The organism is Balneola sp. EhC07 (assembly GCF_001650905.1).
In the GTDB taxonomy this organism is placed as follows: Bacteria; Bacteroidota; Rhodothermia; order Balneolales; family Balneolaceae; genus Balneola.
In genome coordinates, this window is sequence record NZ_LXYG01000001.1 from 86,498 (window position 1) to 99,272 (window position 12,775).

Consider the following 12,775-nt stretch of genomic DNA (forward strand, 5'->3'; position numbering starts at 1 on the left):
AATTACTGACCTTCTAATTCATATGCTGTTACGACTGATTCGGAAGACATATCATTTAATAAACCTTTGTCATCAAGTATTTTAAGAAAGCTCGCAGGCACCTGATTTTGATGGAGTCTTACAATAGATGTGCTGCCAAAATTATCTAAGTATCCGGCTTCTGCTAATTCTGAAATGTATTCTCTAGGTACATTATTTTGATATAATCTGGAAATGGATGTGCTCCCGAAGTCTTCTAAAATTCCAGCTTCTTTAAATCCTATGATATAATCGAATGGTATTTGGTTTTGATATAATCTGGAGATAGATGTACTTCCAAAATTTTCCAACAGACCTGCATCAGCAAGATTTTGTATATATTCAAATGGAACCTGATTTTGGTACAATCTTGAGATAGAAGTGCTTCCGAAATTATTTAGAACTTCTGCTTTTCCAAATTGATCGATGTATTCAACAGGAACATTGTTTTGGTATAGTCTGGTTGAAGCGCTTCCTCCAAAATAATCTAAATATCCATATTCTTTTAGCTGTGCCAGATATTCCGTATAGCTCATCCCAAGATCAGCAACACTATTACCTGGGTCGAAATTAAAATTAAAATTGAAGTCCTGACGAGGGATGGGAGGAGCAGGTGCTGTAATTACCCTTACATCAGGTTGTGGTCTCTCTACTACAATGGTCTGACCTGCCTGAGAGGAAGTAAAGTTTGAGTCATCAGAGAAAATCGAAAATGGGTCACTTAAAAAGAACCAAACTGCCGGAATTAAAATAACCGAAAGGGCCAACAGATTTCTTTTTGTTGTTGGATGCGAATCGAATTCTTGTTCAAAATTCTGATCACCGGCGTTTGCTTGCTCATCTATATACGCATCCAGATCAAAATCCGGATCGGAATTATTATTTAGGTCATTCCTAAATCTTTGATTACTCATAATAGTCCTAGTTATTTTCGTCTTTATACATTTCCACAACATCTACAAAGCTCAGATCTTCATACAGTCCTTTTGCTTTCAGGTCGTTCAGGAATTCCGTTGTTACTCCGGCTTTGTAATACTCTGTGATATGCACAAAACTCAGATCATCAAGATATCCGGCCCGATCCAGTGTTCTTAGATAATCCATAGTTACATTGTTTGTGTAGAACTCGCTTATTCCGATAAAATTAACTTTATCTAAAAAGCCTGCCTCTTCAAATTCAGAAATATAGCTTAGAGGGATATCGTTGTTATAGAATTCAGAAATAGCTACAAAGTTTAACTCATCCAAAAAACCTGCATTGTCTACTTCCTGAATATAGGTAACAGGGACACCTGCTGAATGAAGTTGACGAGCCTGAAAAGCGCTTAGCTTATCGTCTTCCAGCAATCCGAGTTCTTTTAATTCCACTAAATAATCAGTAACTGATGGGAGTTCTTCATTTGCTGAAGCTCTGGCTAGTTCTTGCTCTATGGCTCGCTGAATCTCTCGTGTTTCAGGGATAGTGATTTCGGGAATTCTGATCTCAGGAATGTCTATTACAATTTGATTCCCGGCTTGACCTGTTGCTACTACTGTTGCTTCATCACTACCAAAAATACTTGCATAAGCTTGTTTCGGGCTCCAATCGTGATACCAAAGGAATGCAGTGAATACGAGAGCCAGACCAAGGCCTGCATTTTTTAAGAAAGAAGTTTCGTGCTCGTCTTCAACTTGTGGAGTGGCTTCAGCAGTTTTATGAGCTTGTTCATCGAGATAGGAATCTAAGTCGAAATCGTCGTTGTTATTGGATTTTTTAAATCTGCCCTTTTGTGTCATGGTGGTGCAATTTTTTCACTAAGACGAAAAAGCCACTTCCATTGTTTCAAATCAGAAATATTCTCTTAAAGTTTGTTAGATTAGACAAAACCATAAATTAATTCCTTTAAAATGAAAAGAAGTATTGTTGCAGCAGTATTTTTAATGATGTGTTTTGTATCAACGGAGGTGTTGGCTCAGCTACCGGTGTCGCTGACTCTTCCGCAGGCAAGCCCCAAGGAAACACGAAGTATTACCATAGGATTTACAAGCATTAGTTTTGAATATAACTCAGTAGGAATTAAAGGACGGGAAATTTGGGGCGGACTTGTTCCCTATGGGCAAGTATGGAGAACAGGCGCAAATAAGAATACTCTTTTCACTGTAACTGATGATGTACTTATTAATGGGGAAAAACTAAAAGCGGGTTCTTATGGAATGCATACTATTCCCGGAGAAGATGAATGGGTGATCATTTTTTCACACTTCAATGAAGCCTGGGGAAGTTATTTTTATGATGAAAGTGAAGATGCACTTCGGATTACAGTAACTCCTGAAGAAATGGACAGTAAATACGAATGGATGAAGTTTTCATTTAGTGATTATACTGACACTTCCGTAGATATTTCGTTGAAATGGGCTCATTTGAAAGTTCCTTTTAAAGTTGAGATACCAATGGAAACTACTTTTGCTCATATTGAAAATCAGTTTAGAACACTTCCGGCATTTTCGTGGCAAGGTTGGGTTCAGGGAGCAACATACCTGCAAAATAATGATTACAAACTGGATGTAGCATTACAATGGGCGGCAAGAGCTTTACAAATTGACCGAAGTGTTCAAACATTAGGCTTACATGCAAAATTACTAGTGTTAAATGGCAAAAAAGAAGAAGGTCTAAAAGAAGCCGAAGAAATGAGAAATGAGTGGTCAGATGATTGGAGGTCACATTATTCAGCGGCAGAGGTTTATGAAGAAGCCCAGGAACTTAAAAAGGCTGAAGAAGCCTACAAACAAGCAAAAGAGTTGGCATCTGATGACAGAACCAAACAAGTTATGCAAAACCGGATTGATGCAATCAATCAATGATCAATATTGAATAACCAATGTCCAATTTCCAAGTCTCTTAACTAACTTGGAAATTGGTTGTTGTCAAATGGTTATTGGATGTTGAAATTAATTTTTAGCTTCACCTTTATAAAGTAACTCGGCAAGCTCGACGATCTTGATAAACTCAGCACGATATCCGTTTTCATCAACACCTTTTGATTCTTTGGCTAATTGTTGAACCATTTCGAATGAACTGTTTCCTTTAAATTTTGAATCCCGAAGTAACATACCGAAGGAAGCTACCGATGATGCAAACTTGAGATTTTCATTAAGGTCGGTGTCTTCAGATTTATAAATTATTTCTGTTATTAAACTGCTCTGATCCTCATTTGGATTTTTATATCGTAGTTTAACGGTCAATAATTCGTTACCGTACTTACTTTGTACTTCAGAAATTTGCCCCTGATATTTTAAAGGATCTACCGGAAGTAAGTTATTTGAAATAGGCACTCCTTCAGGTATAACCTCATATAAAGCAGTAACGGTGTGTCCGGCTCCAAGTTCTCCGGCATCTTTTTCATCATTATTGAAATCTTCATCAGCTAACAAGCGGTTTTCATAGCCTATCAATCGGTATGCTTTTACGTTCTGTGGATTGAACTCAACCTGAATTTTCACATCTTTAGCAATAGTATGAAGGGTTCCTCCCATTTCTGAAACAAGTACTTTTTTGGCTTCCAGTAAATTATCGATGTAATAATAGTTACCGTTTCCATTATTGGCGATTTGCTCCATTTTAGAATCTTTCAGATTTCCTGTACCAAAACCCAAGATCGACAAATCAATTCCCTGTTCTCTTTTTTCTTCAACAAGCTTAACAAGTTCGGATGTAGATGAAACTCCAACATTAAAATCACCATCCGTGGCAAGTATAACTCTGTTATTTCCTTCTTGCTTATAATTTTTAAGAGCTACTTTATATGCTTGTTTAATTCCTTCCCCACCGGCTGTAGATCCTTGGGCGTATAGATCATCGAGAGCAGAGATTATTTTCTCTTTTTGATCCCCTGAAGTAGGAGGAAGTACCAATCCTGAACTTCCGGCATAAACAACAATGGATACAAGGTCTTGTTCTCTTAATTGATTAACCAATAGTTTGAACCCTTTCACTAGCAATGGAAGTTTATCTCTTGAGCCCATAGAACCGGAGACATCAAGTAAAAAAACGAGATTGCTTGGGGGCAGATCGTCAGCATATATTTCTTTTCCTTTTATACCAATCTGCACAAGTTGATGTTCGGGATTCCAGGGAGATGGTCCAATATCAGTATGTACTGAAAATGGCTCTTCATTTTTGGGTTGTTGATAATCGTAGTTGAAATAATTTATCATTTCTTCAACCCTTACAGCGTCTTTTACAGGGAGGCGACCATCCATGATCATTCTCCGGATATTTGAATATGAAGCTCCATCTACATCAATAGCAAAAGTGGATAGAGGATATTCAGATGGAGTGAGAAAAGTATTCTCAGTTATTGTTTCGTATTCCTCACCGGGTTGTAAATTTGGTTGTGGCGGATGATAAATGTTCGAGTAATAACTTCCGGTACACGAAATGAATAAAACAAGTGAAGCAGCAATAGTAAAAATTTTCATAGCGAGAGATTTAGTTAATATTGAAATTACTTCACTCTTAAGAAAAAGTTCCCGTATACGAATTCACTTAGTTAACCATACTTATTCAACAATCTATATTGAATAACCAACGTCCAATTTCCAAGTTAGTAAAGAGACCTGGAAATTGGTTGTTCTTAGGTGGTCATTGGATAGTGAAATTACTTTTTCGCTTCACCTTTATAAAGTAGCTCTGCAAGCTCCACGATCTTTATGAATTCTGCACGATATCCGTTTTCATCAACACCTTTTGATTCTTTGGCTAATTGTTGAACCATTTCGAATGAACTGTTTCCTTTGAATTTTGAATCCCGAAGTATCATACCGAACGAAGCTACCGATGATGCAAACTTGAGATTTTCTGATAATTCAGATCTATCTGATCTTTTTATTATCTGGGAAAGAAGTTGGCTTTTTTCACCATCAGGTTGTTTGTATCGGAGTTTTACAGTCATTAATTCATCATCAAAACCATTTACAGGTGTAGTTGGCGTTTGATACTTAAGTGGGTCGATATCACTTAAACATGAATCTATATCCACTCCGTGCGGGACCACTTCATACAACGCGGTTACGGTATGTCCTGATCCAAGTTCTCCGGCATCTTTTTTGTCATTGTTGAAGTCTTCATCAGCTAGCAAACGGTTTTCATAGCCGATCAACCGATATGCTTTTACATTCTGAGGATTGAACTCAACCTGAATTTTGACATCTTTTGCAATAGTGTGAAGGGTTCCTCCCATTTCTGAAACAAGTACTTTTTTGGCTTCCAGTAAATTGTCGATGTAATAATAATTTCCGTTTCCATTATTGGCGATCTGCTCCATTTTAGAATCTTTCAGGTTTCCGGAACCAAATCCTAGCACAGATAGAAATATTCCCTGATCTCGCTTCTCTTCAATTAGATCCACAAGTTCGCTGTTACTGGAAACGCCAACATTGAAATCACCATCAGTAGCTAAGATGATTCGATTATTCCCATTTTCTTTGAAATGTTCTTTAGCAACTTGATACGCCTGCTTGATTCCTGAGGCTCCCGCTGTAGAACCGCCGGCACTAAGTTTATTCAATGCCTCTAAAATTGTTTCTTTGTCTGCACCTGACGTTGGCGGAAGTACTAATCCCGAACTACCGGCATACACAACAATAGATACATAATCGTCTTCTCTTAATTGATTGGTAAGTAATTTGAATCCCTTTTTAAGGAGAGGAAGTTTGTCATAAGAATTCATGGAGCCGGAAACATCCAATAGAAATACTAAATTGCTTGGAGGAAGATCATCTGCTTCGATCTGTTCACCTTGAATTCCGATTTGAACCAATTGATGATCCGGGTTCCAGGGAGCTTTTCCAACCTCGGTATTCACTGAAAAAGGGTGTTCTCCTCCAGGATGTTCGTAATCATAATTGAAATAGTTAATGAGCTCTTCTACACGAACCGCATCTTTTACAGGCAAGCGACCGTCCATGATCATTCGACGAACATTGGAATAAGAAGCACCGTCCACATCAATAGAAAAAGTAGAAAGCGGAGTTTTGGTTGCCCATTTGAAGGTGTTTTCAGAAATTTCAGCGTATTCTTCGGTGTTGAAATTACTTGGTGGAAATGGAATAGATCGAGCAGAATAAGAATTAACCCTTCCCGCAAATCCAGGAGGAGTTTCCAACTGTTTGGTTTGAATAGCATCTGAGATTACTATTTGTTCTTCTAAGGTAATAACGTCAGGGTCTAATGAAATGATTAAATTGCCAAGCCCAGATTTTGGAACCATGATTAGTCTTCCAGACTTTTTGAATCCAATGTATTGAACCTCTAATATGTAGTTTCCCGGTTCAACGAAGAATTCGAAATTACCGTCTGCATCAGAGGTTTCATTAATGGTCTCTTCTTTCAGAATAATTGTGGCACCAACTATTGGTTGCTGAGTATCTGCATCAATGACAGTTCCCTGAACTTTAACTTTGTCTTGTACAATTACCGGATTTGGTATATCAATTACTTCCGGAAGGATGAGAAGCAACAGGCTTGCAATGAGTGTCTTCATAACGGTTCCCTAAATTTAGTGAAGATTGTGACTCAACCTAACCGATTGTAAACCGATGTTAAATCACATAAGGATGTTATAAGGACGAGCAAGCACAGGAGATGGTTGAACTAACGTATAATGAACTTTAAAGCTGTTATTTGTAATTTGAAAATTGGTATTTACTCTACCACGGTAGGTTGTCTAAATCTACATTTCCACCGGTAATGATAATCCCGATCTTTTTGCCTGCAAATCTCTCCTGATTATTGAACAACGCTGCAACCGGAACGGCACAAGATGGTTCAATGATCATATTCATCCGTTCCCAGATAAACCGCATTGCAGAAATGATAGATTCTTCATCTACAGTAAGGATATCATCTACATGTTTTTGGATGATCTGAAAGGGGAGTTCCCCAAGGGAGGTTCTGAGTCCATCTGCAATAGTATTGGTACTGTATGCAGGAATTAATTTTCCTGCTTTGAATGAACGATAGGCGTCATCAGCCTCTACAGGTTCTGTACCAATTACTTCAATATCGGGGTTAATGGATTTTACCGCCAAAGCTGTACCACTCAATAAACCACCACCACCAATAGGTGTCATTACAATATCCAGAAAAGGACATTCCTCTAACAATTCAACAGCAGCTGTACCTTGTCCGGCCACAATTCTGCAGTCGTTGTAAGGATGAATGATCGTCGCTCCGGTTCTTTTAACAACTTCCGCTAAAGTGCCTTCTCGGGCATCCAAGCTTGCCTCACAAAACGTAACTTCTGCACCATAGTTTTTAACTGCTTCTACTTTTACCTTCGGCGCGTTCTCCGGCATAACCACGTAAGCTTTTATTCCACGGATCCGTGCTGCTAAAGCAAGTGCCTGTGCATGATTTCCTGATGAGTGAGTGGCTACTCCATGCCCAGCTTCTTCATCCGATAAAGTTAAAACCGCATTACAGGCACCGCGAAATTTGAAAGCTCCTACCTTTTGAAAATTTTCACATTTAAAGAAAACGGCAGCATTCGAGCGGTTATTCACCTTTGCGCTGGTGAGAACAGGAGTTCGATGAGCGTACGGATCAATTATCCGATGAGCAGCTTTAATGTCAGAAATGGTAGGAATAGAAAGTGTATCGATCATTGATTATCAAATAGTTTAGCCAAAATAAGGAGAATGGGACTTTAATACTGAACTTTTAAAAGCAGCATAAAGGTGTAAAAATTGGAAAAGTGAGTTCTGATTCAGGCTTTTAAGTTCTAATTTCGTACACTTTAAAATAAAGGAGCATTTTTTGGGGAAAAGACTTTTAGGGATACTGTTTGTTTTGGCATTTGTTGAAAGCGCAAAAGCTCAGGAAAGCTTAAGATTGTCACGGATCGAATCTCCGATCATTTTAGATGGTAAAATAGACGAGCCCGCCTGGGATATTATTCCCGCTTTTACGCCTGTACAATATGAACCGGTTTTTATGGGAGAGATGAGTGAGGTCACAAGATTCAAAGTGGGTTATGACGATAACTATATATATGTGGCAGGGGAACTTTTTACATCCAATCCGGAAAGCATAACCACTAATTCCTTAACAAGAGATAAATATAGCAGCGACGATGTATTTGCAATCGTTATTGATGGATTCAATGATAACCAAAATGCTACTTGGTTTTTTACGAACCCCGATGGAGTACGCTTTGATATAGCTTTATCAAATGATGCCGATTTCAGCGGGGGAAGAAATGTTTTTAATGACAGCTGGAATGCATTCTGGGATGTGGAAACCACTCAAACAGAGGAAGGTTGGTTTGCCGAAATGAGGATTCCTTTTTCGAGTATTGGAGTACAGGAAGTTAATAATACCACGGAAATGGGAATCATAGTGTATCGCTGGCTCGCGAAAAATAATGAGCGTCATATATTTCCTGTTATTCCGCCAAACTGGTCGTTGGGAAATGCGAAACCATCACAAGCTCAGGATGTAATACTCGAAGATGTGGAATCTAAAAACCCACTATATATCACTCCGTATGGTTTAACAGGGATTAATTCAGTTAGTACACTCAATTCAGATTCATCCGAATATAATTTCGAGAATGATTTTACAGGAGAAGTTGGTTTTGATCTGAAATACAATGTAACCAGCAATCTGACATTAGATGCCACGGTAAATACTGATTTTGCTCAGGTTGAAGCCGATGATCAACAATTGAACCTTTCTAGATTCTCACTGTTCTTTCCTGAAAAGAGACAATTCTTTCAACAAAGAGCGGGGCTTTTTGATTTCTCATTCGGAGGAGACAGAGTGTTTTACAGCAGAAGAATTGGGTTAGATGGTAGCGGGAATCAAGTTCGGATTTTGGGTGGAGCAAGGATAACAGGACGAGTTAATGATCTGGATGTAGGATTTTTAAATCTTCAAACAGCAAAAAATGATAATCTGCCATCCGAAAATTTTGGAGTGCTTCGTTTACGAAAGCAGGCTTTTAATTCAGCGTCTTATCTCGGAGGGATCTTTACAAGTCGGTTAGGTGCAGACGGAAGTTCAAATATTGTATATGGTGCTGACGGAGATATCAATACTTTCAGTAATCATTTTTTAGAATTCAGAGTCTCCCAATCAGTTGACAATGACCTGGGAAGTTCGCAGAGATATGATTTAGATCAAACATCAGCATTAAGGTTGTCTGCTCGTAATGTGACCAGTACAGGTTTTGGGTATCAAGCTACTGTTACAAGGCTGGGAAATGATTTTAATCCTGAAATCGGATATGTAAGAGTGGGCGGCAACGTTCAGAAATATCTGCAATTAGCCTATGGATGGTTACCAGAAGAAGAATCTGTTTTTCAGAGAACAAGTATTAGCGCATCTTATTTTGGACGATTTTATAATGACGAATATGAGTTTGGAAATTTTAATACCGGCCTACAATCAAGAACATTGACAACTCAATGGACAGGTCGATTTAAGCAATATGGACAGCTTAATATAAATGCTGTTTTTGAAAAGGACGATGTGCCCGTTGGGGAATCGTTTAGTTTATTAGGAAAGATATTTATTCCTTCACAAGTATATGAAACGGCAAGAGCAGGTTTCAGTTATCAGTTCTCCGAAGCCTGGAAAGTAGCTGGAGGTGTTAATGGAGGATTTGGAACACTTTACGATGGGAACATTATGGAACTGGATGTAAGTCCAAGATTCTTTGTTTCCAGAAAAGTTGAATTGGGAGGCAGCTACAGGATTACACATCTTAGTTTTCCCGATATAGGAAATAGATCAACAAAAGAATTTACCTCTCATCTTGGGCAATTCAGAGGTCAATACGCATTCAACAAAAAAGCTACTTTAAGCGCATTTATGCAATACAGTAATGTGTCTGAAAAAGTCGGAGCAAATATAAGATTCAGATATAACTTTAGTGAAGGACGTGATTTCTATTTGGTTGTTAATGAGCAGTCATATACAAATAGAGATCCAAGAGAAACGGGGTTGCCGAGATTACCCTCCATTGAATCCGGGTCTTTTCTTGTGAAGTACACTCATACTTTTATTTTCTAGAGGAAAAAGATCTCAGGAAATTATTTAACCCCATTTTACCACAAATTTTGTTAGTCTGATCACAACAATAATTAACTACGCTATGAAAAAATTTACGCTACTTTTTATAACTGCATTTCTTTCAATTTCTGCATCGGCTCAATTACAGGATGCAGTAGAAAGATTTCAGTTCGATCCCTCTGTCAGTTATAATAATTCCATTCCTTCGCCAACAGAATATCTGGGCTACGAATTAGGCACTCAATACACCTTCCATCATCAGGTAATGAGCTATTTTGAGAAGCTGGCAGAACTTTCTGATAAGATCACTTTTCACGAGTATGCTCGCACTTACGAAAATCGTTCTGTGAACTATGCGATCATTACTTCCGCAGATAATCACAGTAATCTTGATAAAATAAGAGCACAGAATTTAAAAGTAGCTAATACTCCTAATTCGGTATCAGTAAATGAAGAGCCGGTAGTAGTTTGGATGAGTTATAATGTTCACGGAAATGAGCCTTCCAGTAGCGAAGCGGCAATGCAAACGGCATACCGATTAGTAGCTTCTACAGATTCTGAAACACAAAACTGGTTAGACAATGCAGTAGTTATTATTGACCCAATGATCAATCCTGATGGTCGTGATCGATATGTATATTGGTACAAATCCAGTCAGGCAAATGTACTGAATGTAAACGCAGAGGATCTGGAGCACGACGAGATCTGGCCTGGTGGTAGAACGAATCACTATTGGTTTGATCTGAACAGAGACTGGACTTGGTTGATACATCCTGAATCAGCAGGAAGAATACAAGTTTATCAGGAATGGATGCCTCAGGTTCATATTGATTTTCATGAGCAGGGTTTTAACAACAACTATTTTACGATGCCGGGAACTACTCCAAGGAATCATGAACTGCCTGCTGATTATGAAAAATGGGCAGATGTTTTTGGTCGTGGAGCAATCGAGGAATTTGATAAAGCTCAGGTTAACTTTGAAACCCGGGAACGCTTCGATTTCTTTTATCCGGGTTACGGTTCTTCTTATCCAAGTATTATGGGTGGAATTGGAATGTTGGCGGAGCAGGGCGGCCACAGTCGTGGTGGAAGAGCAGTTGAAACTAATGACGGCTATGTGCTTACACTTCGACAAAGAGTTTTTGATCACTATAAGAACGGCGTTTCTATAGTAAAGACATCAGTTGAAAACAGAAAAGCACTTGTAGAATATTTTCAAGATGCTCGTTCTCAGAATACCCAAAAAGGAAATACAAAAGCCTATATCCTTCCAAACAATTCAAACGATTATACTTACGATGTTGTGAACTTGATGTTGAAACAGGGCGTGCAGGTTGAACAGGCAAACGATGATTTCAATATCAGAAATGCTTTCAGTTATTGGGATGGAAACGCTTCATCAAGGTCGTTCAAAGCAGGAGATTTTATTATCAAAACGGATCAACCGGCGCATCTTTTCATAAATACAATTATGAGAAGACAGCTGGAGATCAAAGATTCGGTTATGTACGATATGAGTACATGGTCGGCGCCATTGGCTTATAATCTGGATGCAGCCTGGACTACATCGAATATCAGAGTAAACACAACTCAGATCGATGAGGAAGTAGTTCATCCGAATGGAATTACAAACGGAAATGCTCAGTATGCTTATGTGATCGACTGGAATCAAAGAAATGCGCCTAAAGCATTAGCTCAACTGTGGAAGCACGGTTATAAAGTGCGTTCTTCTGAAAAAGGATTTACAAAAGTTGGAACGGAATATTCCAGAGGAAGTTTGGTGGTGCTCTTGGGAAGAAACCTTCATAAAGGAGATGCTATTCATCAGGATATGAAAACAATTGCTGATTATGCAGATGTGAAAGTTGCCGGTTTCAACACAGGTAGAATGGATTCCGGTAGCGATCTGGGATCTCCTAGTATGAGACCAATAGAAAAGCCCAGAGTGGGTTTGATGATTGATTCAGGATTTAGTTCATATACTGCTGGACAGATCTGGTTCCTTTTTGATCAATGGACCGAATTTGGCATCGACAGAATACGATCAGGTAGTTTTGGCGGATTAGATCTGAACGATTATGACGTTCTCATTTTACCGGGAGGGTATGGGTTAAATGGAACTTTTAATGAAAACTCCAGAGAGCGATTAAAGGATTGGGTTCGTGATGGTGGAACATTGGTCGCAACTGAAGGAGCTACAAGCTGGTTGACAAAAGAGGAATCAGGAATTTCATCTGCTGAATTATTTGAAGAAGAAGAGGACGAAGATGGAGATAAAATAGATCCGGCAGCGTACACCAGATATAAAGATCAGGAAGATTCCAGCGGATTGAGAAGAATTCCGGGTTCTGCATTTAAGGCCATGATCGACAATTCACATCCATTAGCTTTTGGAATGAAGGACAAACTGTACTCTTTGAAATTCAGTACTAATGCCTTAAAGCCTGATCCATCTTTCAGTTCAGTTGGGTATTATGTTAAAGATGCAGACGGAGTGTTGGCTTCTGGTTATGCTTCAGAAGAAAACAAAGAGAAAGCTGCCGGTAAGGCATTCGCAGCAGTTCAGGGAATGGGAAGTGGAAATGTAGTTTTTTTAATGGATAACACTCAATACAGAATGTTCTGGATTGGTCCGGCAAGAATGATGCAGAATGCGGTTATGCTTGTACCGGGTTTTTGATATTTTTTAGAATTTCGGTCAGA

General features: G+C 38.7%; 8 protein-coding genes. 3 read left to right on the forward strand and 5 right to left on the reverse strand.

What is annotated here, in order from left to right:
- Window positions 1-2: 2 nt before the first annotated feature.
- Together A8B79_RS00325 and A8B79_RS00330 are read right to left on the reverse strand one after the other, a co-directional pair.
- Entirely contained in the window at window positions 3-932 is a 930-nt protein-coding gene (locus A8B79_RS00325; protein ID WP_066216454.1) for a hypothetical protein, read from the reverse strand.
- Window positions 933-939: 7 nt separating this feature from the next.
- Entirely contained in the window at window positions 940-1,794 is an 855-nt protein-coding gene (locus A8B79_RS00330) for a hypothetical protein (RefSeq protein WP_066216457.1), read from the reverse strand.
- Window positions 1,795-1,905: 111 nt separating this feature from the next.
- On the opposite strand from A8B79_RS00330, the gene A8B79_RS00335 reads away from it, so the two are divergent.
- On the forward strand, window positions 1,906-2,859 hold the full coding sequence (locus A8B79_RS00335; protein ID WP_066216460.1) for a DUF2911 domain-containing protein: 954 nt from the start codon (window positions 1,906-1,908) through the stop codon (window positions 2,857-2,859).
- An 87-nt stretch (window positions 2,860-2,946) separates the two neighbouring features.
- Here the strand turns inward: A8B79_RS00335 and A8B79_RS00340 are convergent, their stop codons facing one another.
- The 3 genes from A8B79_RS00340 to A8B79_RS00350 form a co-directional block, all read right to left on the reverse strand.
- A complete protein-coding gene (locus tag A8B79_RS00340; protein ID WP_066216463.1) occupies window positions 2,947-4,476 on the reverse strand; it encodes a vWA domain-containing protein in 1,530 nt (509 codons plus the stop codon).
- Window positions 4,477-4,655: 179 nt separating this feature from the next.
- Window positions 4,656-6,539, reverse strand: coding sequence for a YfbK domain-containing protein (locus A8B79_RS00345; RefSeq protein WP_066216466.1), 1,884 nt, complete (start codon window positions 6,537-6,539; stop codon window positions 4,656-4,658).
- Between the two features lie 166 nt (window positions 6,540-6,705).
- The gene (locus A8B79_RS00350) at window positions 6,706-7,662 is read right to left on the reverse strand and encodes a pyridoxal-phosphate dependent enzyme (RefSeq protein ID WP_066216469.1); all 957 of its coding nucleotides are present in this window, start codon (window positions 7,660-7,662) and stop codon (window positions 6,706-6,708) included.
- 151 nt (window positions 7,663-7,813) lie between these two features.
- On the opposite strand from A8B79_RS00350, the gene A8B79_RS00355 reads away from it, so the two are divergent.
- Window positions 7,814-10,072 (forward strand): DUF5916 domain-containing protein, encoded by a 2,259-nt coding sequence (locus tag A8B79_RS00355; protein ID WP_066216472.1) that lies wholly within the window; start codon window positions 7,814-7,816, stop codon window positions 10,070-10,072.
- A gap of 82 nt (window positions 10,073-10,154) precedes the next feature.
- On the forward strand, window positions 10,155-12,752 hold the full coding sequence (locus A8B79_RS00360; RefSeq protein WP_066216475.1) for a M14 family metallopeptidase: 2,598 nt from the start codon (window positions 10,155-10,157) through the stop codon (window positions 12,750-12,752).
- Window positions 12,753-12,775 lie beyond the last annotated feature (23 nt).

Coding starts and splice junctions, on each gene's coding strand:
- A8B79_RS00335 (WP_066216460.1), top strand. CDS start 1,906: ATGAAAAGAAGTATTGTTGCAGCAGTATTTTTAATGATGTGTTTTGTA.
- A8B79_RS00360 (WP_066216475.1), top strand. CDS start 10,155: ATGAAAAAATTTACGCTACTTTTTATAACTGCATTTCTTTCAATTTCT.
- A8B79_RS00325 (WP_066216454.1), bottom strand. CDS start 932: ATGAGTAATCAAAGATTTAGGAATGACCTAAATAATAATTCCGATCCG.
- A8B79_RS00340 (WP_066216463.1), bottom strand. CDS start 4,476: ATGAAAATTTTTACTATTGCTGCTTCACTTGTTTTATTCATTTCGTGT.
- A8B79_RS00330 (WP_066216457.1), bottom strand. CDS start 1,794: ATGACACAAAAGGGCAGATTTAAAAAATCCAATAACAACGACGATTTC.
- A8B79_RS00345 (WP_066216466.1), bottom strand. CDS start 6,539: ATGAAGACACTCATTGCAAGCCTGTTGCTTCTCATCCTTCCGGAAGTA.
- A8B79_RS00350 (WP_066216469.1), bottom strand. CDS start 7,662: ATGATCGATACACTTTCTATTCCTACCATTTCTGACATTAAAGCTGCT.